Annotated in this window: 29 protein-coding genes; 12 read left to right on the plus strand and 17 right to left on the minus strand. The window is 69.5% G+C overall.

Annotation, left to right across the window (positions count from 1 at the left end):
- Positions 1-327: 327 nt before the first annotated feature.
- The 6 genes from J2X55_RS08275 (at position 328) to J2X55_RS08300 (ending at position 7,497) form a co-directional block, all read left to right on the plus strand.
- A complete protein-coding gene (locus J2X55_RS08275) occupies positions 328-786 on the plus strand; it encodes a hypothetical protein (protein WP_309822844.1) in 459 nt (152 codons plus the stop codon).
- Entirely contained in the window at positions 783-1,757 is a 975-nt protein-coding gene (locus J2X55_RS08280) for a CocE/NonD family hydrolase (protein WP_309822845.1), read from the plus strand. Before J2X55_RS08275 ends, J2X55_RS08280 begins: the two co-directional genes overlap by 4 nt.
- On the plus strand, positions 1,754-3,145 hold the full coding sequence (locus J2X55_RS08285) for a YcaO-like family protein (protein ID WP_309822846.1): 1,392 nt from the start codon (positions 1,754-1,756) through the stop codon (positions 3,143-3,145). Before J2X55_RS08280 ends, J2X55_RS08285 begins: the two co-directional genes overlap by 4 nt.
- A 178-nt stretch (positions 3,146-3,323) precedes the next feature.
- Positions 3,324-4,193: a hypothetical protein gene (locus J2X55_RS08290; protein WP_309822847.1), complete on the plus strand. Its 870-nt coding sequence runs from the start codon at positions 3,324-3,326 to the stop codon at positions 4,191-4,193.
- Positions 4,190-5,833 (plus strand): ABC transporter ATP-binding protein, encoded by a 1,644-nt coding sequence (locus tag J2X55_RS08295; RefSeq protein ID WP_309822848.1) that lies wholly within the window; start codon positions 4,190-4,192, stop codon positions 5,831-5,833. Before J2X55_RS08290 ends, J2X55_RS08295 begins: the two co-directional genes overlap by 4 nt.
- The gene (locus tag J2X55_RS08300) at positions 5,830-7,497 is read left to right on the plus strand and encodes an ABC transporter ATP-binding protein (protein WP_309822849.1); all 1,668 of its coding nucleotides are present in this window, start codon (positions 5,830-5,832) and stop codon (positions 7,495-7,497) included. The genes J2X55_RS08295 and J2X55_RS08300 overlap by 4 nt, the downstream gene beginning before the upstream one ends.
- A 61-nt stretch (positions 7,498-7,558) precedes the next feature.
- On the opposite strand, the gene J2X55_RS08305 is transcribed toward J2X55_RS08300, so the two are convergent.
- The 6 genes from J2X55_RS08305 to J2X55_RS08330 form a co-directional block, all read right to left on the minus strand.
- Positions 7,559-8,599, minus strand: a complete 1,041-nt coding sequence (locus tag J2X55_RS08305; RefSeq protein WP_309822850.1) for a glycosyltransferase — start codon at positions 8,597-8,599, stop codon at positions 7,559-7,561.
- Positions 8,596-8,973, minus strand: coding sequence for an ATP-dependent DNA ligase (locus J2X55_RS08310; RefSeq protein ID WP_309822851.1), 378 nt, complete (start codon positions 8,971-8,973; stop codon positions 8,596-8,598). The genes J2X55_RS08305 and J2X55_RS08310 overlap by 4 nt, the downstream gene beginning before the upstream one ends.
- Positions 8,974-9,172: 199 nt before the next feature.
- Positions 9,173-9,382 carry a hypothetical protein gene (locus J2X55_RS08315; RefSeq protein WP_309822852.1) on the minus strand — a complete coding sequence of 70 codons (210 nt, stop codon included), beginning with the start codon at positions 9,380-9,382 and terminating at the stop codon, positions 9,173-9,175.
- A gap of 49 nt (positions 9,383-9,431) precedes the next feature.
- Complete coding sequence (locus tag J2X55_RS08320) at positions 9,432-10,268, minus strand: ADP/ATP-dependent (S)-NAD(P)H-hydrate dehydratase (protein ID WP_309822853.1); 837 nt, start codon at positions 10,266-10,268, stop codon at positions 9,432-9,434.
- Positions 10,252-10,977, minus strand: coding sequence for a histidine phosphatase family protein (locus J2X55_RS08325; RefSeq protein ID WP_309822854.1), 726 nt, complete (start codon positions 10,975-10,977; stop codon positions 10,252-10,254). Before J2X55_RS08325 ends, J2X55_RS08320 begins: the two co-directional genes overlap by 17 nt.
- 31 nt (positions 10,978-11,008) lie before the next feature.
- The gene (locus J2X55_RS08330) at positions 11,009-12,103 is read right to left on the minus strand and encodes a YihY/virulence factor BrkB family protein (protein WP_309822855.1); all 1,095 of its coding nucleotides are present in this window, start codon (positions 12,101-12,103) and stop codon (positions 11,009-11,011) included.
- 258 nt (positions 12,104-12,361) lie between these two features.
- Here J2X55_RS08330 and J2X55_RS08335 point away from each other — a divergent pair, with 258 nt between their 5' ends.
- Complete coding sequence (locus tag J2X55_RS08335) at positions 12,362-13,468, plus strand: acyl-CoA desaturase (protein WP_309822856.1); 1,107 nt, start codon at positions 12,362-12,364, stop codon at positions 13,466-13,468.
- 157 nt (positions 13,469-13,625) lie between these two features.
- Positions 13,626-14,567: an alpha/beta hydrolase gene (locus J2X55_RS08340; protein ID WP_309822857.1), complete on the plus strand. Its 942-nt coding sequence runs from the start codon at positions 13,626-13,628 to the stop codon at positions 14,565-14,567.
- 166 nt (positions 14,568-14,733) lie between these two features.
- Here the strand turns inward: J2X55_RS08340 and J2X55_RS08345 are convergent, their stop codons facing one another.
- From J2X55_RS08345 to J2X55_RS08355, 3 genes are all read right to left on the minus strand, one after another.
- Positions 14,734-15,363, minus strand: a complete 630-nt coding sequence (locus J2X55_RS08345; protein ID WP_309822858.1) for a hypothetical protein — start codon at positions 15,361-15,363, stop codon at positions 14,734-14,736.
- 116 nt (positions 15,364-15,479) lie between these two features.
- Positions 15,480-17,147, minus strand: a complete 1,668-nt coding sequence (locus tag J2X55_RS08350) for an FAD-binding dehydrogenase (RefSeq protein ID WP_309822859.1) — start codon at positions 17,145-17,147, stop codon at positions 15,480-15,482.
- A 70-nt stretch (positions 17,148-17,217) separates the two neighbouring features.
- A complete protein-coding gene (locus J2X55_RS08355) occupies positions 17,218-17,430 on the minus strand; it encodes an alternative tryptophan synthase beta-subunit (protein WP_115920418.1) in 213 nt (70 codons plus the stop codon).
- A 139-nt stretch (positions 17,431-17,569) separates the two neighbouring features.
- On the opposite strand from J2X55_RS08355, the gene J2X55_RS08360 reads away from it, so the two are divergent.
- Entirely contained in the window at positions 17,570-17,929 is a 360-nt protein-coding gene (locus J2X55_RS08360) for a YnfA family protein (RefSeq protein ID WP_115920420.1), read from the plus strand.
- A 19-nt stretch (positions 17,930-17,948) separates the two neighbouring features.
- On the plus strand, positions 17,949-18,158 hold the full coding sequence (locus J2X55_RS08365) for a hypothetical protein (RefSeq protein WP_309822860.1): 210 nt from the start codon (positions 17,949-17,951) through the stop codon (positions 18,156-18,158).
- 244 nt (positions 18,159-18,402) lie between these two features.
- On the opposite strand, the gene J2X55_RS08370 is transcribed toward J2X55_RS08365, so the two are convergent.
- Positions 18,403-18,837, minus strand: coding sequence for a DUF2000 domain-containing protein (locus J2X55_RS08370; protein ID WP_309822861.1), 435 nt, complete (start codon positions 18,835-18,837; stop codon positions 18,403-18,405).
- A 49-nt stretch (positions 18,838-18,886) separates the two neighbouring features.
- Here J2X55_RS08370 and J2X55_RS08375 point away from each other — a divergent pair, with 49 nt between their 5' ends.
- Complete coding sequence (locus J2X55_RS08375) at positions 18,887-19,678, plus strand: AraC family transcriptional regulator (RefSeq protein ID WP_309822862.1); 792 nt, start codon at positions 18,887-18,889, stop codon at positions 19,676-19,678.
- A complete protein-coding gene (locus tag J2X55_RS08380; RefSeq protein WP_309822863.1) occupies positions 19,675-20,070 on the plus strand; it encodes a ribonuclease inhibitor in 396 nt (131 codons plus the stop codon). The genes J2X55_RS08375 and J2X55_RS08380 overlap by 4 nt, the downstream gene beginning before the upstream one ends.
- 29 nt (positions 20,071-20,099) lie before the next feature.
- Here J2X55_RS08380 and J2X55_RS08385 read toward each other — a convergent pair whose 3' ends face one another.
- The 7 genes from J2X55_RS08385 to J2X55_RS08415 form a co-directional block, all read right to left on the minus strand.
- Positions 20,100-20,525: an NUDIX domain-containing protein gene (locus J2X55_RS08385; protein WP_309823027.1), complete on the minus strand. Its 426-nt coding sequence runs from the start codon at positions 20,523-20,525 to the stop codon at positions 20,100-20,102.
- Between the two features lie 55 nt (positions 20,526-20,580).
- Positions 20,581-20,745 carry a hypothetical protein gene (locus tag J2X55_RS08390; RefSeq protein WP_181906555.1) on the minus strand — a complete coding sequence of 55 codons (165 nt, stop codon included), beginning with the start codon at positions 20,743-20,745 and terminating at the stop codon, positions 20,581-20,583.
- Between the two features lie 84 nt (positions 20,746-20,829).
- Entirely contained in the window at positions 20,830-21,354 is a 525-nt protein-coding gene (locus J2X55_RS08395; RefSeq protein ID WP_309822864.1) for a hypothetical protein, read from the minus strand.
- Positions 21,355-21,373: 19 nt separating this feature from the next.
- Positions 21,374-21,937, minus strand: coding sequence for a GAD-like domain-containing protein (locus J2X55_RS08400; RefSeq protein WP_115920432.1), 564 nt, complete (start codon positions 21,935-21,937; stop codon positions 21,374-21,376).
- Between the two features lie 2 nt (positions 21,938-21,939).
- The gene (locus tag J2X55_RS08405; protein WP_309822865.1) at positions 21,940-23,235 is read right to left on the minus strand and encodes a polymorphic toxin type 15 domain-containing protein; all 1,296 of its coding nucleotides are present in this window, start codon (positions 23,233-23,235) and stop codon (positions 21,940-21,942) included.
- On the minus strand, positions 23,232-23,549 hold the full coding sequence (locus tag J2X55_RS08410) for a hypothetical protein (protein WP_309822866.1): 318 nt from the start codon (positions 23,547-23,549) through the stop codon (positions 23,232-23,234). Before J2X55_RS08410 ends, J2X55_RS08405 begins: the two co-directional genes overlap by 4 nt.
- Positions 23,546-23,965, minus strand: coding sequence for a YbaB/EbfC family nucleoid-associated protein (locus J2X55_RS08415; RefSeq protein ID WP_309822867.1), 420 nt, complete (start codon positions 23,963-23,965; stop codon positions 23,546-23,548). The genes J2X55_RS08410 and J2X55_RS08415 overlap by 4 nt, the downstream gene beginning before the upstream one ends.
- Positions 23,966-24,234 lie beyond the last annotated feature (269 nt).

Below are 24,234 nucleotides of genomic sequence, written 5' to 3' on the forward strand. Positions count from 1 at the left end.
ATCACCCCCCTGCAGAGCACCGGGGCCCACGTCGTCACAGTCGCCGAGGAGGCGCCCTTACTGCGCCTTCGCACCGGAGACCACACTGCGATCGGGTCCCCGCCGCCGGAGCTGCACGATCTCCTCGACTCGTCGTCCGCTGCTTCCGTCGGATCCGCGTACCGGGACCGCCTCGTCGGCGAGGTCCGAGAACGTGAGCGTGCCGACGGCGAACGCCGCTGGCCCTCGGCTCGTCGGAGCATCGGTGTGGTCGGCACCGGCGTGCTCGCCGACGAGATTGCGCGTGTCCTGGGGACCTGGGGTGCCCGGGTGACGACGGGTGTATCCGTGACCGAGTGGCGAGACTCGGCCGCCCTCGTCATCTCCGTGTCGGACGGGGCGAAGGAGCGTCGCGATCACGCGGCGCTCGACGACCTCCTCGCCACCGGTAACGCCCGCTTGCGCGTGTACCGGGAAGGGGAGTGCGTGTTCGTCGACCCGATCGCTCTCGACGTCACCGACGTCACGGCACGGCAGGTTTCGCGGCGACGGATCGCCGCCAGCACCGTGCCGGACGCTCTCGACGCGTGGCAGGGGCACGGCCCGGCAGCGGATCAGCCAGTGGACTCCGCGAGCGTGACGCTCGTGACGGCGCGGGTGCTGACGATGACTCTGAGCTGGGCGCGGGACGACGAGGCGCTGCCCCGACTGCGCACCACGCTCTGGAAACTGGTTCCCGCACTCGGGCGGGTGACCGAGCACCCGGTGCTGGCCTACCCGGCGCCGCACCCGGGAGCGGACCGATGACCCCGCCGCGCGATGCCCGCCCGCACGTCTGCCGCACCGACGACGGCGTCGCGCTGCACGGCTGGATCTGGGAGCCCGAAACACCGCGAGGCGTCGTCCTCGTGCGCACGCCGTACGGCGCGTGGCGACACGGCGACACCGCCCGCGCCTGGACGCGACGCGGATACCGCTGCCTGGTGCAGGACGTGCGCGGCCGCCACTGCTCGGAGGGCGAGTGGAACCCCTATCTCCATGAGCGTCGCGACGGCGCCTCCGCCGTCGCCGCGCTCCGCGCCCAGGACCCGCAGCTTCCCCTCATCCTCTCGGGAGGGTCGTATGACGCCCACGCGGCGCTGGAAGGCGCCCGCGATGTCGACGTCGACGCGCTCGTGCTCATGGTCCCCGCCCTCGGACTCGCCGAGACCGCCTGGGACGCGCACGGCCGCCCGCAGCTCTACGACCGGATCGGGTGGTGGCATCAGCACGGGCGCGGTTCCCGCTCGTTCCCGCCGTTGAGCGACGACGAGCTGCGGGCGCGGGTCGCGAGCGCCGAGCGGCGGGGCGTGGAACGGGCGGCCCGAGAGTGGGGGTGGACGCCGACCGTTCTCGCCGGGTGGCGGCGGTTGTGGATGACGCCGCCCGTCGATCTGGACCGCGCGTACGGCGGGATCGACGCGCCGCTCCTGCTTGTGCGCGGCGACGATGATTTCTTCCATGCCGATGCGGGGCGCCTGGCCGCCGCGTGGCGCGCCGACGTGCACGTCGTCGACGGACCGTGGGGTCATCGCCTCGGAGCGGACATCCGCGATGAGGATGTGCGCGATCGTCTTCGCGACTCGGGCGGAATCGGCGCCGTTCTCGACGCCTGGCTCACGCGAACCGGCCTGCCCTCGGGAGCGAGCAGCACCCGCCACATCGTGCCGGCCGGCCGTCGTTCACGGTCAGCTTTCGAGCCGCTCTCGGGCCACTGGCACCACGAAAGGACCGCATGAACCAGGGCAGGACCTCGTCCCTCCCACAGCTTCCCGTCGAGAGTCTGGTGGATGCCGAGACCGGTGTCATCCGGTCGATCCGCGCCGTCCCGCACCCGGCGGGGGCCCCGCATCGCTACCTCGCGCTGACGGCATCCGTCTCCGATGCGCGCGCGCTCGGCGAATGGCCGGCCGATCGGGTCTCGCTCGGTACGTCGTTCGGCGATCCCGCCCAGGCCCGGATCGCGGCGATCGGCGAAGGCGTTGAGCGCTACTGCGGCAACTGGCTCCCCGAGACCCTGCCGCCCGACGACCTCCGCGTCGCCACCGCCGACGAGCTGCGGGCGGACGGGCAGCCGGTGATCGCGCTCGACGATCTGCCCCGGTTCGCCGACTGGCAGCTCGCTCGGGACGGATTCGCCTACCAGCACCTGGATGCCGTGACCCCCGCGCTTTGGGCGAGATGTCAGGATGCCGAGGGTCGACCCGTCTGGCTGCCCGACGCCCTCGTGCACCTGAATTGGCGGCAGTCGCGCTTCCGGCACCTTCCTCGGACCCACCACCTCAACTACGCCGGCATCGCCACCGGGACGAGCGTCGACGACGCCCGCGACCGCGGGGTTCTCGAGGTCATCGAACGCGACGCGCTCGAAGTGTGGTGGCATCTCGACGGGCCGACGTTCGGCATCGATCCCGCGAGCGTGCCCGGCTTGGTGGACGATCTGCGGGGCAGCAGCTTGACCGTCTGGCTGGTGGCGATGCCATCGGAGTTCGCGCCCGCGATCGCCGCTCTCGTGCACGACGCGGATCGCGGACTGTACGCGGCAGGCTTCTCCGTCGCACTCGACCCCGCGAAGGCGGCGCGGAAGGCCGTGCTCGAGGCCGTCCACACCTGGATCTACACGCAGGGCTGTACGGATGCCGACGGCTGGGTCTTCCGCGCCGTGCAGGCAGGGGTCATGGCGAAGGGTCTGATGTTGGATTTCCGTCCCGACGCCGACTACCTCGCTGCGGCTGGTCCGCAGTTCGAGCGGGTGATCGATCTCGGCGCCCACGTGCAGGTCTGGCTCGACCCCGCGGTTCACGGGGAGGCGCGCAGGTTTACCGACCCCGCGCTCGGGGTGCGCCCGCTCAGCGCCGTCTCCGCGGTCACGATGCCGGAGGTCCACGATCGGCTGCGTCGCCGGGGCCATCGTGTGCTCACGCGCGATCTCACCACGGCCGACGTGCGCCGCACCCCGCTGCGGGTCGTCCGCACGCTCATCACGGGGCTCGTCCCCAACGCTCCGGCCGCGTTCTCGTACCTCGGCATGCCGAGACTGCGCGACGCCGCGCAGGAACGAGGGTGGCGTTCGGCCTGGAGCGGTGGACCCGCCGAGTTCACTCTTTTTCCCGCGCCGCACATGTGAGGCGGATGATGTGATCGATCCGCGACCGACCGGTGCCCCGCAATCCGATGCCCTCTTCGGAGGGCCGCTCGCACGCGCGCTCACCAGGGAATCGCCGGGGGAGCCGCTCCCACCGGGACCGCGTGTCAACGCCTGGCATCGCGCCGGTGCGGTGGCGGGGGATCCCGGAGCAGCGCTCGTGGGGCTGGCCGAGGCGCTGTGGCGCCCGGGCAAGCCGCACCGCGCGGCGGACGGCACCGAGACCGGCATCCTTCGTCGCCCGGTGCCCTCCGCGGGGGCGTGTTACCCGGTGCAGACGCACCTCGTCGTCGGCGGCTCGCGCTGGGTCTACGACCACGAGTGCGGTGTCGCGCGCCGCAGAGATCCCGAAACCGAACGCCGCGCGGGATGGTCCGCCGGCGCTGCTGCGGCAGCCGACACAGCAACGCTCGTCTTCACGGTGCAGCCCGGACGATCGTTCGGCAGATACCGGCACCGCGCGTGGCCGCTGTGGGTCGCCGACGCCGCCTACGCACTCGCTGCCGTCGAGTTCGTCCTCGGGTGGCGCCCCACCATCGTGCGATACGGTCCGTCCGCGTCTTTACGCGCGCTGCTCGCCGTGCCCCGCGCAGCGCAGGCATCTGCGTGGACCGGACTCGGGCTCGCACCCGAGATCCCCCTCTTCGCCGTCGACGTGCCGTTGCGCCCCGAGATGGTCGACGGGGCCGTCGACGCCCTCGCCCGACGGCGCTCGCCCCACCCCGACCGCTTCCTTGCGCGAGTGGCATCCCATGGCCCGACACCGATCGTCGAGGCGGTCGCCCGCGCCTCCGGTCAGGCGTGGGTCCGCGGCGCCGCGGCGGTCCGATCGTGGGCCGTTCCCGTACCGTCCTCGCCCGCTGTGCTCGGCCGGGCGCTGTGGGCCGGCCACCTCGCCGCCGCGCGCCTGTCGTATGCCGCGGCGCTGCGCGGTGAAACCACCCGCTCCGTCTCCGGTCTCGCCGCCGACGGCGACCGGTGGGTCTTCCATGCCCTCGCTTTCCTCGACTCCCCAGGAGACCGCCCATGATGATCGTCCCCGCACTCTGGCGCGAGGCGTGGCGTCGTCCACGACTCCTCGCCGCGAGCGTCCTGCTCCAGCTCGTGGTGTTCGCGACGCACGTCGCGCAGGCCGTCGCCCTCGCGGTCGCCCTGTCGGCCCTCGTGCGGGCTGACGCGGGACGCGCGCTCCTCGGGATCGGCGTCATCCTCGCCCTCGGCGTCGTACGCCTGCTGCTGGTCCTCGCCCAGCGCGATGCCGCCGTGCGTCTCGGCGGGCGCGTGCGCGAAGAACTGCGAGCGCGGGCCGTCTCGGCCGTGCTCACGCCGGAGCGACTCCACGACATCTCCCTGCGCGACGGCTCGACCCGACTGACGCTCGGCGACGGAATCGACGGCACCGAGGCCTACGTGTCGAAGTACATCCCCGCGGTCGCTCAGCTCGCCGTCGGCGGCATCGGCGTCGTCGTCGTGCTCGCAACGCTGTCGCCGGAGCTCGCCGCGGGAATCGCCCTCGCCCTCGTGCTCGCGGTGCTCGGGCCGATCGCGTGGAAGAAGATGCTCGCGCGCCGAGGATTCACGCACTGGGACACATACGAGGCTCTCAGCGGCGACCTGCTCGAGGCACTTCGGGGCATGTCGACCCTTCGCGCCCTGGGCGACGTTCCCGCGACGCGCGAGCGCCTCCACGCGCGCTCGGAGGCGCTGCGACAGGCGACCGAGCGCGTGATGCGCTCATCGCTCGCGGAGACGGCGATCACGGATTTCGCGATCCAAGCCGGGACGGTGCTCGCCGCGGGGGTCGCGATCGTCGACGTGCTGACAGGGCGAGCGCCGGCAACGGAGGTGTACGTGCTGTTGCTGCTGTCGTCCGAGGCGTTCCGGCCGGTTCGCGAGCTCTCGCGTCACTGGCACGCGGGGTTCCTCGGTCTCACCGCGGTTCCCGGGCTGCGCGCACTCGGTGCATTCGCCGACACCGGCTCGAGCGAACGCCGACACCTGGCATCCGACTCTCCGACGGACGCAGCCGGGGCGGCGATCGTGATCTCCGACGTGACGTTCCGCTATCCCGGAGCGGAGTCGCCCGTGCTGAACGGTGTGTCCCTCCGAGCGGAGCGTGGAGCGGTGCACGCCATCATCGGCCCGTCGGGAGCCGGCAAGTCGACGCTGTTCGATCTCGTGCTCGGGTTCCTCCCCGCCGACCGGGGGACCGTCGAGCTCGATGGACGACCTCTCCGCCCCGAGGACGTCGCGGTGGTCTCTCAGCGCCCCGTCCTGTTCGCGGCGACCATCCGCGAGAACATCGACCTGTTCGGAGCGGCCGAGGGGGAACTCGAGCGGGCCTGCGCGGATGCCGGGATTCTCGACGAGATCCGAGCCCTGCCCAGAGGCTTCGACACGCCCGTCGCCGAGGCCGGGGCGAGCCTCTCCGGGGGGCAACGGCAGAGGCTGGCCCTTGCCCGTGCTCTCCTCGCCCGTCGACCCGTCCTTCTGGTCGACGAGCCCACGAGCGCCCTCGACGACGCGAACGCAGAACGGGTCGCGGAAACCCTGGAGCGGGTCGCCACCGACCGCATCGTCCTGATGATCAGCCACCGTCCCGAGGCGCTCCGCCGCGTGGCTCATGTGCACGTTCTCGAGGGTGGCGTCCTCGTGGAGGCGGCGTCGTGAGCGGCGGCACGGCGTCGGTCCTGGCTCGCCTGATCCCTCCGCTGCGGCCGGAGTGGCGGCGCATCGTCGGCAGCTACGTCCTCGCGACCACGAGCCTGCTCGCCCTCGCGGCGATCGGGGTGCTCGCGTCCCTGGGCGTCGGCGGCGCCGTCGTCCACGGGGCGTGGCCGCCGGCGGTCTGGTGGGTCGCGATGGTCGTGCTCGTGCTGCTGCGGACCCTGCTCACCTGGAGGGAGATGGACGTCTCGCACGCCCTCGCGTACCGGGTGCTCGCCCGCTTGCGGGTCGCTCTGTTCGACGCCTACGCGCGCAGTGTCCCCGCCCGGCGCCGCGAGCACTCCGGGCGGGCGGCATCGGTGGCGATGACCGACATCGAGAAGCTTGAGTTCTTCTACGCGCACACTCTCGCGCAGATCGGCGCCTCGGTGACCCTGTTCGTCGCGGCCCTCGGGGTCGCTGCGGCCCTGATGCCGGCAGCCGCCCTCGTCATGGTGTTCGGCGCCGGCCTCGTCGCGCTCACCGCGCGGGCGGGAGCGGGCGCAGCGCGTCGCGTCGGCGAAGAGGAGCAGGCCGAGCGCGAGCACCTCTCGGAGCGATTGGTCGATGCGCTCGGAGCGTTGCGTGAGATCCTCGCCTACGGGCTGCAGGACCGCGTCGTCGCCGATGCTGTCGAGGGGACGCGGCGCTCGGTCCGGACCGCTCGGCGCCGCGAGCTCCTCTCGGGGATCATCGACGGATCGCGCGAACTCATCCTTACCGGTGTCCTCGTCGGCGTCGTCGCCTCGGCCCTATGGGTCGGAGGCGTCGGTGACGCCCGGTCGGCGGCGCTGGCCCCGGCGGTCGTCGCGCTCGCCGTCGCCGGGGTTGCGGCCATCGCCGACGCGGCGCACACCCTTTCGGAGCTGCACCCTCTCGTCGCGAGTGCGGCGCGAGTGGACGCGGGATTACGTCGACCGCCGGTGGTCGCTCCGGTGATCGACGCTCGTTCCCTGCCGGCCGGGCCGCTCGGCATCCGTTTCCGCGATGTCGAGTTCTCGTACGACGACCGGACGCGGGTGCTGCGTCGCTGGTCGGCGGAGGTCCACCCGGGCGAGCATGTCGGGATCGCCGGCCCGTCCGGTGCGGGAAAGAGCACGGTGATCGCCCTGGCCGCGCGGCTCTGGGATCCCGACGGCGGCGAGATCGCACTCGTCGACGGCAGCGGACGAGGGATGCCACTTCGCGAGGTGACGGAAGAAGAACTCCGCGCTGCGGTGGCCGTCGTCGAGCAAGACGCCCGGCTCTTCCACGGCACGGTGAGAGAGAACCTCCTGCGGGGTACGGGCATGCGAGCGGACGCGGACCTCCTCGGCATCCTGGACCGCGTCGGTGCCCGCGAGTGGATCAGCCTCGACGACGAGCTCGGCGAACACGGCGTCCGTCTCTCGGGAGGCCAGCGGGCCCGGCTCGCCCTCGCCCGCGCGCTCTGTCGCGAGCCGCGCATCCTGATCGTCGACGAGATCACCGCGAGCCTGGACCCGGCGACCGAGAGGGCGATCTCGCAGGTGCTCGCCGAGGTCGACGCGACCGTCGTCGTCGCCTCGCACCGCCGTGAGACGCTCGCACGGCTCGGCCGCGTGCTCAGGGTGGAGCCGCTGGCCGGCGACGTCCTGCCATCGGAGTGACGCGGACGCAGGTGAGCGTCAACGCCATCGTGGAAGGCTCGGATGCGAGGGCGGGATCGCGTCAGCACCAGGGTCTTGTTGGCGGAGCGGAGCGGTCACCGTCCTCTCGGAGACGCCCGACCCGTCGCCTCAGCACGCGGAACGGTGTCGCGGGCCGAAGGATCCGCGTTCCGGCGTACCTCACGCCGCCCCGCACCCGCAGCGCCGCGGCGATCCAGCTCGTGACGGCGCGCTCCGCCACCCAGACCGGCGCCCAGAGCGCACTCCCTGCAGGAAAGGCGCGTCGGCCCTGACCGCGCCGTCGACCGACCTCGGCCATGAGCACCGCACCGACGAGCACGCACACCAACGCCGCGGGTCTGCGGCGCAGTGCGAAGACGAGGGGCACAATCGACAGCTCGATGACGTGCCGCGAGGGCTGCGCGAGGCTGTCGTAGGCCTGCCGCACCCGCTGAGCCCAGAACTGCCGCGCGGTCGGGGGTCGTCGCTCGATGAAGATCGCGGGGCAATCCTTCAGGCGTCCGCCGCGCGCCCGGACCGTGCGCTCCATCTCGAGGTTCTCGAAGAGGACGTGCGCGTCGTAGCCGTCGGGGAGCGCCGAGCGGCGTACGGCGTAGGTTCCGGGGTAGTCGTGACCCAGGGCGCGGTTCATCAGCGACCGGGCCGTGTCCCATCTCGCGTGCCAGGGCCGCGGGCGGAAGACGTTCTGGGGTCTGACCAGGTCGGCGTCGTCATCCAGCTCGCCGATGAGCTGGTGCAGGGTGGTCACGGTGTGCCGCACATCGTCGTCGGCGATGATGACGGTCTCGTACCGGGCGATCGCGAGACCCGTGAGGACCCCGCGGACCTTGCCGTTTCCGCCCGCGCTCACCGGGGGCGGGACGTGACGGATGAGATGAGACCAGGCACGCTGATGCGCGGCGAAGAGGTGCGGGTCGGATCCGTCGACGAGCGTGACATCGACCCAACCCGCGAGTTCGCGCAGGTAGGCGGTCATCTCGTCGAGGCGGGTGTCGTCGTTCCAACGCAGCGGCAGGACGTATTCCGCTGCGACCCTCTCGACGCCGGGGTCGCTGCTCAGCGCCTCGGGTCGAGGCGTCACTGCGGAGCGGGGATCGGCGCGTCGGCGGCGACCTCCGCGAACACCATCTCTTCGTGATGCGTGGGAGGGCGGACAGCGCCATCGGGCTCGGGCACGACGTATAGACCGCGCACCGTGTTGGCGTTGTAGCTCAACGCGTGCAACCAGGCCGGGTTGAGCGGCGGCATGCGTCCGCCCTGGAACATGAAGACGAGCGAGACGCGAGGCTGGATGTAGACCGCGGTCCGGCCTCCGCCCGTGCTGATGTCGTCTTTCCAGGTGAAGGTGAAGCTCTCACCGCGCCGCACCTTGGCGACGATCACGGCTTGCAGATGCGCCAGCAGCCTGTCCTCGAACTCCACCCTGAGGCTCGAGTCGTAGATGAACTTGCCCATGGTCGGCTCCTTCCGCGCTCGCAGATCTTCGTGGACCCCCCGGCGAGGAGTGACGGCCGCGAAGAACGTCGCGCGGTTCTTGTCTGCACCGTGCTCCTCGAACCGAGTGCGCGTGAAACCCCTTGTGGCTGTCGCGCGCATGGGATATTCGCGCGTGATGTGGGTGTCGGCCTGCGTCGACGGAGACCGGCGTGGTCCGTCAGATCACCCGCGGGAGCCCGGATCGCCGCCGGAGCGTGGGGGTACGTCCCCGGATTAACTGCTCATCGATGTCTGCGATCACCGCGCGGAGGGAGTCGACTCGCTCGTCCTTGATCTCTGCTCCGCCGACAGCGGCGATCCGGTGCCGCAACGCGAACTGAAACCACGTCCGTCGTTGAACGAGATAGTTAGCCTCGTCCTCTGTCATCCCACCACCTTAATGAAGATGTACTTAGGTGGCTCATCTGTGTCGCCGATTACTCCGTCACATCCCGTACGACCGCCGTCACCTCGCCCAGCAGATCCCGCGCCAAGAACCCGACGCCGACGCGCTCGGTCAGACGGTCGCCCGAGCGCGCGTGCGTCCATCCACCCCACACCGCTGCACGCTCCGGCTCGAGCCCGCGCGAGGCGAACCCCGCGATGCAGCCCGACAACACATCGCCGCTGCCGGCGGTTCCGAGGCCTCCGCTGCCGGGCTCCGCTTGCCACACGTCCCCGTCTGCGGTCGCGACGGTCCCGAAGCAGTGCACCGCCGCCGAGTACCGGCGGGCGATCTCGGCGACGTCTGCGGCGCGATCCTCGCCGAGATCGCGGCCGAGGAGCAGCGCGGCCTCTTCTTCATTCGCGTTGATGAGCAGATCGTCGGGGAGGAGAGAACGATCGACGTCGGACAGGATGCCGAGGGCGAAGGCGTCCAGCACGAGGCGACCCACACCCACGCCCGCGACCGCCAGAAGCGCCACGCGTGTGGCATCCGGATCATCGAAACCGGGACCCAACAGCAGCGCATCGGCCGCCTCGAGCGCCGAGCGGAGACCGTCGTCGAGGGAGTCGGCATCCCCTCCCCAGGCGTACACGCCGGCCTCGGGCATGGCGGTGCCGAGGCCGGGGGCGATCTCGGGTGGCACGGCCAGGCCCACCCGCCCCGCACCGACGCGCAGAGCCGCCTCGGCCGAGAGCAGCACGGCGCCGGGCGATCGGGGCGAGCCGCCGACCACGATCACCTGCCCGCGGGCTTTCTTCGAGCCGGGATCGGGCAGTCCCCACTCCCGCAGCAGCGTGCGCGTCACGTTCTCAACGGTGCGGGGCATCGGCTTCTCCGGAGTGGACGGTGACATCGGCGCCCTCGTTCTCGAGGTGGGCGACGTCGGAGAAGGTCACGAGTCTCCACCCGTCGTCGGTGCGCACGAGCTCGGTGACCGAGGCGTTCCTGACCGTGTGCGCGGCGGCGAAGGCGAGCAGTTCGGCCTCGTCCATCGGCAACAGGATGTACATCACGAGCATGATCACCGCGTCGTGTGCGACGAGCAGTGCCGTGTCGACCGGCCGGTCGAGGTGCTCCGCCAGGAATGACCGCAGCCGCAGCGCGACGTCGGCCCACGACTCGCCGCCGGGCGGCCGGTGGAAGAACTTGCCGAGGTGTCGGCGCCTGGCGGCCTCTTGGGGGTGCAGCTCGAGCACTCCCCGCGTCGTCAGAAGATCCAGGATGCCGAGTTCTCGGTCGCGTAACCGCTCGTCCACCACCGGATGAGAGGCGGTGGCGACACCGCCCAGGGCGAGAGCGAGCGTCTGACGCGCGCGACGGTACGGCGACACCCAGTACTCGTCGATGGACGAGCCGGTGGATCTCACCCAGGCGCGGAGCGCCCGAGCCTGCTCTTCTCCGACGGGGGAGAGGGCGACATCGGCATCACGGGTGTCGAGCGCGATGACCGCCGCCCCCTCGCGTTCGGCCCTCGACGCGGCGACGTTCCCCTCGCTCTCGCCGTGCCGGACGAGCCAGAGCCTGTTCACGGGCACGTGGGCACCTCCGGGCGGAGGGTCGCCAGGATCACTTCCGCCTCCTGAACAGCCCCCGTCGCCGCTTCTTCGGCTGCGGCGGCTCGGGCTCCTCGGGTTCGCCGAGACGGATGCGACGGCCCTCGTCGATGTCTTCGCGTTCCTTCTGCTCCTGCTTGTCGCTCTTCCGGGTGTCGCGCGCGGGGAGTTGCAGATCCTGCTCGGCGGCGATGCCCGCCTGCAACTGCCGGCCGCGCTCGAGTTCGGCGTCGAACTCCGCGCCGAACAGCAGCGCGAGGTTGGCGATCCAGAGCCACAGGAGGAACACGATCGCTCCCGCGAGGGAACCGTACGTCCGGTCGTAGTTCGAGAAGTTGACGATGTAGAACGCGAAGCCGGCGGTGGCCAGCGCGAGGATGACGATCGCCACGACCGCGCCGAGGCTGATCCACCGGAACTTCGGCTGCTTTGCGTTGGGGGTGGCGTAATAGAGCACGGCGACGAGGAACACGATGACGAACAGCATCACGGGCCACTTCGCGATGTCCCACGCGATCTGGACCCCCTCGCCGAGACCCAGGGCGTTGCCGATGGCCGAGGTGACGTCGCCCGAGATGACCAGGCCGAGGGCCACGAGAGCCAGCGACACCACGGCGATGACGGTGACGACGAGCTGCATCGGACGGAGCTTCCAGAACGGGCGTCCTTCGTCGATCTCGTAGATGCGGTTCATCGCGCGGCTGAACGCGCCGACGTACCCCGAGGCCGACCACAGAGCCAGCACAATCCCCGAGACGAGCGCGAAGCCCGCGCCCGGAGCCGAGGCGACCTGTTCGATCGGGCCGCGCAGCGAGTCCGCGGCATCCGGGGCCACTTGTCGCACGATGTCGATGATCGCGCCCGCGGCGGCTTCGCCCTGGCCGATGACGCCGAGGACCGAGAAGATCGCGAGCAGTGCCGGGAACAGCGCGAGCACCGAGTAGTAGACAAGGCCGGCGGCGGCATCGAGACACTGGTCGGCGAAGAACTCGCGCAGCGTTTTCTTCAGGACGTAGCCCCACGACCGCTTCTCGAGGTCGGTGGGGGAGTCGGGCTTCTCGTGCGCCTCGGGTGGGGGTGCGGTGCTCGTGTTCTTCTGCCGTGCCATGCGTCCGGTGTACGGCGGCGACGCGCAAAATGCCCACAGGGTTGTGCTGTCAGCGCGCGTATGAGAACGCTCGGTGTCGCGAGCCTGGCAATCATCTGAGCAGAACGGGACCGCGAAGCCGCGAAGGTGCGGTTTTCCGCCGATCACGACGTTGGTGTATGCGTCTTCACGCATACGGTCCCCGTAGCGTGGCCCTCACGTCGTCGGCATCCGCCTTCCTCGTCGAAGACTTCGGTCACCCCCACCGAGGAGCATGCATTGGCTGCACCCGTCATCGAGTCCCGCCTGGGACCGATCCGTCAGACCTACAAGGGAACGACGGAGTTCCCGCCCATGGCCAAGGCCTACACGGAGCTGTCGCAGGTCGTCCGCGAGACCGGACTGCTCGTTCGAGCCCGTCGTTTCTACGCGCTGGTCGGCACCGTCCTCGCCCTCGGGTTCGGCGGGGCGATCACCGGATTCGTCCTGCTCGGCGACAGCTGGTTCCAGTTGCTGATCGCCGCGGCGCTCGGCATCCTGCTCACCCAGGTGGCGTTCCTCGCCCACGAGGCCGCGCACAAGCAGATCTTCGCCTCGGGCAAGGCCAATGACCGTCTCGCGCTGTGGCTCGCTGCCGGCGTCGTGGGCATGAGCCTGTCGTGGTGGACCTCGAAGCACACGCGTCACCACGCCAACCCCAACCGCGTGGGCAAAGACCCCGACATCGAGATCGACACGATCTCGTTCATCGAGGTCGACGCCGCCAAGGCGCGCGGCCTGCAGCGTTGGATCACCCAGCGCCAGGGTTGGGCGTTCTTCCCCCTACTCACGCTCGAGGGCGCCAACCTTCACTTCATCGGTCTGCGCCACCTGCTCTCGAAGGAGCCGGTCAAGGGTCGCTGGACCGAGCTGGGCCTGATCGCCCTCCGATTCGCGATCTTCGTGGCTCCGGTGTTCGTCTTCCTGCCTCTCGGAATGGCCTTCGCCTTCGTCGGCGTGCAGCTCGCCGTGTTCGGTCTGTACATGGGCGCCTCGTTCGCGCCGAACCACAAGGGCATGGCCGTCATCGCCCCCGACGCGAAGCTCGACTTCTTCAGCAAGCAGGTCCGCACCTCGCGCAACATCAAGGGCGGGTGGTGGGCCACGTGGCTCATGGGCGGTCTGAACTACCAGATCGAGCACCACCTCTTCCCGAACATGCCGCGCCCGCACCTCAGCAAGGCCCGCGCGATCGTCAAGGAGCACAGCCAGACGCTCAACGTCCCCTACGTCGAGACGACGTTGTTCGAGTCGTACGGCATCGTCATCCGTTACCTGAACCAGGTGGGGCTCGCCGCTCGCGACCCGTTCGAGTGCCCCATGACCTCGGCGGCCGCGCGGGCGTGACGCCCGCACGACCATCCATCCCAGAGGGCCCCGCATCGCGCGGGGCCCTCTGTCGTGGTTTCGGTGACAAATGTCACCGCGAGTGGTGACCGAAGGCTCTCCCGCCCACGGGCAGCCACTGGTCGACTGGAGGAACCTCGACCCGAAGGACCTTCCCGTGAAGAAATCCACCCGCCTCGCCCTCCTGATCCCACCCGCCGCGATCGTCGGCGTCCTCGCGGTGACGCTGGCCACCACGGCCACCGTCAACGCTGTGGCCACCCGCGCCGAGGCCGCGGAGATCACCCCGTACGGCGAGCGGGTGCCCGTGGGGGATCGTTCGATGAACGTCGTCATTAACGGTGACCACCCCGAGACCATCGTGCTGCTGCCGGGCCTGGGCACCGCGGCGCCCGGCCTCGATTTCGCGCCGCTCAGCGACCAGCTCGACGACACCTATCGTGTCGTCGCCGTCGAGCCGTTCGGCACGGGGTTGAGCGATCAGACCGACGAGCCGCGCACGGCCGCGAATATCGCGCGCGAGGTGCACACGGCCCTGGAGTACCTCGGCGTCGACCGCTACACGCTCATGGGGCACTCGATCTCCGGCATCTACGCGCTGACCTACGTCGAGGCGTATCGCGACGAGGTGACGGCCTTCGTCGGCATCGACAGCAGCGTGCCGGACCAACCCGGCGGTGATGCACCGATCGCGACCGACTCCCTCGCGCTCCTGGACACCCTCGGCGTCACCCGCGCCCTTCGTGCGTTCACCCCCGACCCGTACGAGGGGCTGCCGTACGACGCGAGCGCGCGGGAGCAGATGCGTCTGCTCGCGAACGTCAACTCCGCGGCGCCGACCGTGCTCGACGAGATGGCCCACGCATCGACGAACTTCGCCGACGCGAGCGGTCGACGCTTCGCCGCCGACCTCCCGGTGCTGCTGTTCGTGCGTGAGGCGGACGACGACGTCGAGGGCTGGGTCGACCTGCACCGCACCCAGGCGGCATCCGTCGACCGGGGCGAGGTGGTGCTGATGGCGGGCGAGCACTACCTGCACCACACGCTCTCGCGCGAGATCGCCCAGGATACGCGCCGGTTTCTCGAAGCCTCGCGCTAGGGCACGTTGCTGAACCCCCGGTTGCGCTCCTCGGGCGATTCTGGATGTCGTGTCGCGTGAGGTGATCTCGGATGAGGCGTGGGCCGTGATCGGTCCGCTGTTCCCGGAAGCGTAGGCCACCGGGCGGCCTCCGGTTGATCGTCGGACGGGGTCGCGGCGACCGCGGCTATCGGGCCGAGCGGCCGGTACGGAGCATTTGCACGAGGAGCACGATCGTCATCAGGAAGGCGAACAGCGGCAGTCCCACGGCACCGAGCGCGAGCAGGGTGCCGGCGGGATAGTCGACGTTTCCCATCCGTCCGAGCCCCACGCCGCTACCGCCGGCGGTCACGTCGCCGGCCAGCCGGAACTTCCCGTCGTACGCGTCGAGCCGCGACGAACACGTGACGGATGCGGCGGCGCCGCCCGCATCCGCGATGCTCTGCACAGGTGAGAAGCCGTCGCCGTGGGTCATCCACCACAGGGTGTCGTCCCACCCCGGTGACGGGACCGACCAGATGCCGAGTGCGCGCCCGTCGGCGGTCTCGGCCCGGCACTCGACGAGTCCCAGCAGCGGTGCCACGCCCGACGCCCACACTCCCGTGACGCCCTCAGCGGGCAGCTCGACCGTCTGGCCCAGCGGCACCGTCGGCGCCTCCGCGACCGACCGCGACACCGGCATGACCCACAGACCCCAGATGAGTGCGCTCGCCACGACGCACACCACGACGAGCGTCCATAGCAACAGCACCCTGTGCCGCATGTGCATCCGCGAGTCCTGCGCGCGAAACGCTTCGTCGGCGGGCGGTGGGGTCACGTGTCGAGTGTACGGATTGCATGCTGGCGGCAGCGAAGCATTCCCCCATATCAGGCGCTCCACACGGGCCCGAGGCCGCGCTGCTACACCGAGTCGCGCGCCCCGGCCGCCACCCCTCACACGACCCCCGCCAACGCCCTCCCCACCGTCCGCCCGGTGAACAGACAGCCCCCGAGGAAAGTCCCTTCCAGGGCGTTGTACCCGTGGGCCCCGCCGCCGCCGAAGCCCGCGGCCTCGCCCGCGGCGTACAGGCCGGGGATCGGCATCCCGGATCCGTCCAGCGCGCGACCGTCGAGGTCGGTCTGGATGCCGCCGAGCGTCTTGCGCGTGACGACCCACAGTCGCACGGCGATGAGCGGACCGTGGCGAGGGTCGAGGATCGCGTGGGCCGGGACCGTCCGGAAGAGCCGGTCTCCGCGGAAGCGTCGGCTGTTCTGGATGCCGATGGTCTGGGCGTCTTTCGAGAACGGGTTCACGACCTCGCGGTCTCGCGTGACGAGCTGCGCGCGCAGGGAATCCTCGTCGAGAAGGTCGTCGCCCGTGAGCGCGTTCATGCCCCGCACGAGCTCGGTGAGCGTGTCGGCGACGACGAAGTCCGCTCCATGCTTCTTGAAGTCCTCGACGGGGCCGGGGGCGGCCCGCCCGAGCCGCGTGCGCAGCAGCAGGGCCAGATCCCGGTTCGTGATGTCGGGGTTCTGCTCCGAGCCGGAGAGCGCGAACTCCTTCTTGATGATCGTCTGATCGAGCACGAACCACGAGTAGTCGTAGTCGACGAGATCGGGCGTCGACCGCAGGATCTTCAGCGTCCCGAGAGTGTCGTACCCGGGCAGGCCCGGCATCGGTAGCCGACGCCCGCGCGCATCGAGCCACATCGACGACGGACCGGGCAGAATGCGGATGCCATGGCCAGGCCACACGGGATCCCAGTTCTGCAGTCCCTCGGTGTAGTGCCACATGCGGTCGCGGTTCACCAGCCGCACGCCCTGGTCGGCGGCGATGTCAAGCATGCGCCCGTCGACGTGTGCGGGCACGCCGGTGACCATGGTGCGCGGGGGAGTGCCGAGGCGCTCGGGCCACCAGCGGCGCACACGCTCGTGGTCGCCGCCGATGCCGCCCGACGAGATGACGACGGCCTGCGCGGTGAGCTCGAACTCGCCGACCACGTCGCGCGACGACGACACCCCGCGCGGAGCATCGTCGGGGGCAAGGATCGCGCCGCGCACGCCGGTCACGGCGCCGTCTGTGAAAACCAGCCCGTCGACGCGGTGGCGGAAACGCAGATCGACGGCATCCGCCTCTCTCGCTTTGTCGGCGAAGGGTTCCGAGATGCCGGTGCCCGTTCCCCACGGCACGTGGAAGCGGGGAACGGAGTTGCCGTGACCGCCCGCGCTGAGCGACCCGCGCTCGGCCCAGCCGACGACGGGAGTGAACTTCACGCCCTGCTGCTGCAACCACGCGCGCTTCTCGCCCGCGGCGAACTCGACGTATGCGCGACCCCACTTCTGCGCCCACTCGTCTTCGGGGTGCGCGCCGTCCAGGCGGTCCCACCCGGCGGAGCCCTGCCAGTCCTGCCACGCGAGATCGAACGAATCCTTCACGCCGAGGCGACGCTGCATGGGGGAGTCGACGAGGAAGATCCCGCCGAACGACCAGAAGGCTTGCCCGCCGAGGTTCGCGGCGTTCTCCTGCTCGATGATGAGGACGCGCTTGCCCGCGCGCACCAGCTCGTTGCTGGCGACGAGACCCGCGAGTCCCGCTCCGATGATGATGACGTCGGCGTCCATGTTCTCCCTCGGCGTCGAGTGGTGGGTCCACGCTACGCCGGGATTCACCGGTGCCGGGGCCACCGAGACGTCAGCCGGGGAGCACCGGTGCGCTCGTTCGTCGAGGCGGGTAGTCGCGAAGCGAGATCTCGCGGCTGTCGAACATGCCTCGACGCGCGCGGACCATGGTCACGCCGGAGCGGCGTAGATTCTCGGCGAGTTCTGCCGTCAAGGGCGCGTGGTGCGCCTTCTGCCATCCGCCCGCCAGCGTATAGGTGTGGGTCACCGTGCGGGGTCGAGTCATGGGCACCTCCTGGGGGAACCGTAGCGGCCGGAAAGTGCAGTCGCCGCAAATGTCTCGCACCCGTCATCTGCCGGTTTTCCGTCGTAACCCGGCCGGTCACGCTCCCCGCCCTGCGGCGGCTCCGCCCGATAATGACGGGATGACCACCGCGCGCATCGTGATCCTGTTCGCTCTGGCCGCGGTCGCCGAGATCGGTGGCGCGTGGCTCGTCTGGCAGGCCGTTCGCGAGAACCGCGGCTGGTGGCTCGCGCTGCTCGGCATCCTGGCCCTCGGCGCGTACGGGTTCATCGCCGCGCTGCAGCCCGAGGCGAACTTCGGGCGCGTGCTCGCCGCGTACGGCGGGGTGTTCATCGCGGGCTCGCTCGCGTGGGGGATCGTCGTCGACGGGTTCCGACCGACGGTGTGGGACTACGTCGGCTCGGCGGTCGCCCTCGTGGGGGCGGCGATCATCATGCTCGCGCCCGCGTTGGCGGGGACGGATCGGGCCGTGGGTGCGTGAGGCGTTTTACGCTGGCGCCATGACAAATGCCGCCGATGGCTCGAACCCGCTGCGCACCGTGCTCGCCAAGATCGATGCGGACGTACCCCTCCGGACCCCGTTCCACTTCAATCAGGCCCACATCAGTCCGCGGCTCGACCGGCTCGAGGCGAAGCTCGCCTACATGGCCGACTACATCGCGTTCCTCGAGCAGCGCATCCAGTCTCTCGAGGGAAGAGTAGTTAGCTAGGCGAGATATTAGGCGGTTGTCAAGCGCCCTCCGCGGCGAGGGTCTCTCGCGGACACTTGATCCATGAAGAACGAGAACACGCCTCACGAGGGCCTTGCCGACGACTTCGCCGATCTCGACACCGTGCGCCCCTTCGGCTCGTATCTGTCGGTGATCAACGGCGGGAACTAGTCGTCCGGAACCTCCGAGCGGGGTTCGTACGAGAGGGCCGGATGCCGTGTGCGTCCGGCCCTTCATCGTCCCCTCACTCGTGGAACGTCGCCCCCTTGACCACCCGGTCGACGACGTTGCGGGGTCCGCGCACGGCAATGCCCACCAGATCGAGATCGGATGCCGCAACGGCGGCGACCGCGGCGCGGTTGGCGGCGTCGTGCGACGTCCCGAAGAGTTCGCGGGTGTAGATCGCCAGGGCGACGTCGTCGCGTGCGGCGGCCTTGGCCCGTGCTCGGGACAGGGTGTCGCCATCGGCCGTGAGCACGATGACCGGTTGGCGCAGCATCGGCAGGTAGGTCGTGCCGTCGGCGTCGCGGTAGGGCTCCCCGACGAGGTCGCCGGAGCTGGTGGCGACACCCGACATCAGGAACGCCGTCACGTTCAGTTCCTGCCACGCGGCGAGGTCGGCCACGAGCACGACGACCACCTTCGTGTCGAAGCGGGGTGGGTCGGTCACATCAGTCATGGATCCAGCCTCTGCCCGCGGTGTCGAAGGCGTCTTGTACGTTTCTTGCATGGTCGATCGCTTGCGGGCTTGGCATCCGGAGGTGCCGTTCCTGCGCGAGACCTACCACGCCGATCTCGATCATGCCTATCCCGTGCACACGCACGACGACTGGGCCGTCATGCTCGTCGACCGCGGGGCCGTGTCCTACGGACTCGACGGCGCGGCGCATCAGGCGGTGCCCGCAGCGGTCACGCTCCTGCCGCCGGGCATCCCGCACGACGGGCGTCCGGCGCGCGCGGGCGAGGGGTACCGCAAGCGCGTGCTGTACCTCGCGGGTGACTGGTTGTCGGAAGCGACGGCGGCGCGCATCGCGCGACGGCCGACCCTCGCTCGCGCCTCGGCGGTGGCCGCAGCACAGCGGATCCACGCGGCACTGCGGCATCCCGGAGACGAACTCGCCGCCGAGCACTGGCTGATCGCCGTCCGTGAGGCCGTGCTGTCGCACGCGGGGTCGGAGACGGCGGTGTTCGCCGATGCGCCGTTGGCGAGGCGCCTTCGTTCGCTGCTCGACGATCGATGGGCCGAGTCGTTCACCCTTGCCGACGCCGCACGCGAGCTGCACGCGCACCCCAGCCACCTCGTGCGCGTGTTCTCGCAGACGTACGGCATCGCCCCGCACCGTTACCTCGTGACGCGTCGGGTCGACGCCGCGCGCCGCATGCTCGTCGACGGCGGCCGGCCTGCCGAGGTCGCCGCTCGCGCGGGCTTCCACGATCAGGCCCACCTCACGCGTCACTTCCGCCGGGTCTTGGGCGTCACTCCGGCGGTCTTCGCCGGGTCCGGTCAAGGGATGCCATGACCCGGCGAACGATCGAGATCGACGGTGCGGCGATTCACGGCATCCCGTCGTTGTACGTCGAACTGAATCGCGTGTTCATGCCCGACGAGGACTGGACGCTGGGGGAGAGCCTGGATGCGCTCGACGACCTGCTGTACGGCGGGTTCGGAGTGCTCGACGGGGCGGAGCCGGTGCGGGTGGTGTGGAAACGATCGGACGTCGCTCGAAAAGCGCTCGGGGTCGAGACCACGCGGCAGTACTACCGCGCGAAGCTCGCTCGGCCGCAGGTGTACTCCGTCGCCACCGCTCAACGCGCCCTCGACGCGCTCGAGGCGGGCGCGGGGGAGACGTATTTCGAGCTGGTAGTGAGGGTGTTCCGGGAGCACGGGAACATCGAGCTCGTGCTCGATTGAGTCGGTGCGAGGGGTCGCGAGGGCGAGGCTCACCGCGCTGTGCGGCTGAGGACGGATCGAATCAGACGCTCCGCGGCCGCGGGGTAGAGGGGAACGGCATCGGTCTCGGCATCGATCGGCCGCCAGACCACCGGCACCACGGAACCATCGGACTCCGTCAGGCTCCCGCCGTGCTCTCCGGGCGAGGGGTCGAGTCCGCCGCAATAGAGCGCGACGATCTCGTGACCCAGCTCGCCGTCGTAGCGGAAGAGGCTCTCGACCGTGTCGAGGTAGGTCAGGTCGGTGATGCGCGCACCGAGCTCCTCCTCCACCTCGCGGACGATCGCCTGGCGATGCGTTTCGCCGAACTCGACGCTGCCGCCGATCAGGCGATGGAAGCCCCGCGGGTTCTCGAGGGTCGGGGCGTGGGCGCTCACAAGGTGGGCCGGTGAACCGGCGTGGGGGACGACGAGCATGGCTTTCACGCGGATCAGTGAAGGGGCGTGCCGGGATTCTTCGGTCCGGTCGACATCAGGCATGGTCGCGCAGATGCTCGTTCATCCGAGCCAGGATCGCGCTCCGATACGGCGGCTTCGTGGCGGCGGTCAGAGGGGAAAGCCGGGTGGCGTCTCCGGTTCGGTACGTCGCGAGGAAGTCCGCGACGGGCCTCAGGTAGGCGGTGAGAAAAATGTCCATGAGTTTCTCCTCGGGCAGGCCCGCTGGCGGCGAACGACGCAGTGCGACGCGGCCGCGGAGACGACATGCGTTTGAGGGGTCACGTCATCGCGAATGCGCGCGGACATAGCTCTCCATCCGGTCCACGACGGCGCCGCGGAACGGGAGCTTCTTCGCGAAACTGATCGGGGATACTCCGTGTACCGATACCGAGGTGAAATCGGCATCCTCACGCTCGAACCACAGGTCGTAAATCGGATTCAGGTCCTCGTCGCTGTATTTCATGTTCAGGACTTCGAGGAAAGGGACGCGTCCGTTCTCGTCTCGCGCGTTGAAATTTGCGCCGGCATCGATCAGACGTCGCGCGATGCGCGCGTCTTCCCCGACATCGTGGGAGACCTGACCGAAGAGGACATGAAGAACGGTTGCCCCGCCGTCGCCAGCCGTGATGGGGGCGCCCTGGTCGAGCAAGAAGTGGCCGAGGCTGTATCTGCTGGGCAGGTCGTGATTGGCGAGTGCCCGCGGCAGGAGCCCATGGCCTTTCGCATCCACCTTCTGCGCGTCTTCGGGGCGAATGATCGAGAGAAAATCTTTCGCCGGCTTGAGGCGGGCGGTGAGGAAGAGATCCATCAAGTTGCTCCGTGGAGCGCTATCGGGCGAAAGGAATCGGCCCCGCCAGCTGTTCGGTGAACGCGATGTGCTCGAAGATCCGCGAGCGAGTGAGGAACTCGACGCTCTCCGGTCCGCCCGCGGGCAGGGGGAGCTTGTAGGCGTAGATGTAATCGAAGTCTGCTGGTGCCGTCAGCGGCCCGTAGACGGACGCCGCCTCGTCGTAAGGAGCGGAGTTGTAGATCTCATCGCGCCACTCGGCGCTGGTGATTTTGAGTCCGAGGTGGCGAATGCTCGAGCTCATCCCCGAAACGCGGGCGTACCGATATTGCAGTACTCGGTAGTCGCCACCGGCGGCCACCACGATATCCCCGAGGCCGGTCGCGAAGAGAGGAATCATATCGGGCTGCGGGAGATAATCCCCGATCATCTCCGTGTAGTAATCAGGATCGATGACCTTCAAAAATCCATTCGCTGCGATTCCGAAACCGTGGAGCTGCCACATTTCCAGCACGGCTTCTTCGAGAACTCCCGAATATCTCTGCATCGTTGCGGAGGAGACAGGGGCGACCGGCACAAAATCTTCGAAGGGGCGGAATGCCATGGTTATCCATTCACTCGAATATTGAGAAGCGTTCGCGCAAGCTGCTCAGGTGTCATCTCGGATGCAATTCGGCGGATATCGTCCTCTAGCGGACCGATTCGATGTTGCCACTGGGATCCTATCGAGGAGTTGACCCGAGCATCCCCGACGCCATCGAAGCTGAGGGGGTCTCCGCCACCGACCGCATCCAACTTGTGGATGGCGTGTTGCGTCTTCATCCACTCCTGCGCCTGGCGCTGTGCTTCCTCGAGGGAGTCGGCCGTGTCGAGGAGCTCATCCACCTTGTCGTCATAGGCGCGCGCGCGCACCTCGGCCTGCATATTGAGAACTTCGCGCGTCCGGTCCCCGGTGAACTCATCCCTCCGCTGCAGCCATGTCTCGAACGTCGTGTTGTCCAAGACGTCCTGAGCGTTGGTGATCTGACGATCCCACTCGGGGCGACTGTGCTTCGGGTTGTACGTGAAGGTGACGTCCAGCTGAGTGGGGTGGCGCACGAGACTCTCGGCTGCAGTTTCCGCGGCGTGTACCGTGCTGGAGCCGTTGTTGCCCCCGGCCCACTTCGTCAGGAACTGCAACGCCTTGCCCGCCATGCCGCTCAGCTCGTCGACGAGCCCGCGCAGCTTCGTGAAGGCGTTCACGACGGTGGTGATGGTCTTGCTGATGCGAGGGACGAGCGCGGAAACCCGCGAACCGACCTGCGCCGCGATCACGGGCGTCGCGAGACCGACCGTCGCGACGGCGGTGATGGCGGCGGAGATCGCCATGCCGACGATCTGACTGATGGCGTCTCGCACGAGATCGTGGGTCATCTGCACGAGCGAGGACGCCATCGACAAGCCCGTCGAGATCGCCCCGGCCCATTGGCCCGAGGTCGTGAGGTGCTGCGAAAGGCCCTGCACGTGCGCCGTGTACGCGGTGATGGTCTCGCCCGACAGCCCGTCGAGGTCAGCGAGCCGGTTCTGCGCGGTGACGCCGAGCTCGCTCATCCGGGCGCCCACGTTGCTCCAGGTCGCGGCGAATGCCTGGACTTCGGCCGCGTTGCCGGTCAGATCGTTCAGCCACCCCTTGAGCGGCTCGATGTGGTCGAGCAGCCACCCTAGACCGTTGGCGATCAGCGTGCCGATGGGGTCCATCACGGCCGCGACGGTGTCCATCGCGGCCGAGAATCCCGCGATCCCTCCTTCGACCCAGTTCCCACTCTGGATGGCATCGGCCAGAGCCTGCCCGTCGGTGATGAGGAACGCGCCCGAGAACGCGGATGTCGTGTCCACGGGAGCCGCCACGAGCGAGTTGCTCATCCCAGGCCTCCCTCAAGGTGCTTCGTCACCTGGATGACGGTCTCTTCGAACGTTTCGAAGTCGGCGACGACTCCGCGTAACTCCTGCCCCGTGCGTTCGAGTACGCCTTCCGCGCCGCTGATGTGCTGAGAGACCGCCCCCGACACCACTCCGACAGGGGGAACGATCCAGGCGCAGAGAACGCCGAACGCCCCTCCGCCGAGGTTGACGCTCTGAATCGCCGACGCGGCCTCGGCGGCGTCGGAGGCGAGCTGCTGCACGCGCGAGGCGTGCTGCAGCAGAACGTCCGCATCCATCCGGATCTGTTGGGTCATCGCAGGCCTCCTCTGTGCGTCACTCCGTCGTCGTCCTGGTCGGGAATGAGCTCCGCGGCCACGACGCCGACGATGGGGTCCGATTTGCCCATGATCTCGGTGGTCACCTCGAGGGTGCGAACGCGGGCGTTCTTCGTCGCCTTCGCGACCAGCTCCATCACCTCGGCGCTGACGCGTCGGCCCCCACGGTCGAGCGCCGAGTCCGCGATCTCGAGGTCACGGATGACCCCCGCCGCGTCCACCTCGACCGAGATGTCCCGGGTGCGTGCCACGGCTTTCGCTCGTACATCGGCGATCGCGGCCTGTAGGACGGGCAGCTTCTCGCCGCGTTCCTGCGCCCGCCGCGTATCTTCTTCGATCCGCGCGAGCGTTTCCTCCGGTGATCCGTACAAGCTGCGCCCCCACCCCGGCCACACGCGGCAGACGTTCCTCCACAGCGCGCGGCAATCGTCACTTATCCACAGACGAGGGTAGGTCGGAAAGTCGTCGAACAGAATGAGAATCGTCTCATCCGCGTGCGAGAGCCCGGCTCAGTCCACCAGCGCCCCGCCCGCGCGCCGGGAGCCCAGGAACGGCGCGCGCTCGCGTGGCATCCCAAGCTCTCGGACGAGGACGCGGCGCGAGGCCCAAGGAGGCGACGCGCTCCACACCCGACGTCGCGCATGCGGGTATGGGTTTGAGCGGC

The sequence above is a fragment of the Microbacterium sp. 1154 genome, from assembly GCF_031455375.1.
Taxonomy (GTDB): domain Bacteria; phylum Actinomycetota; class Actinomycetes; order Actinomycetales; family Microbacteriaceae; genus Microbacterium.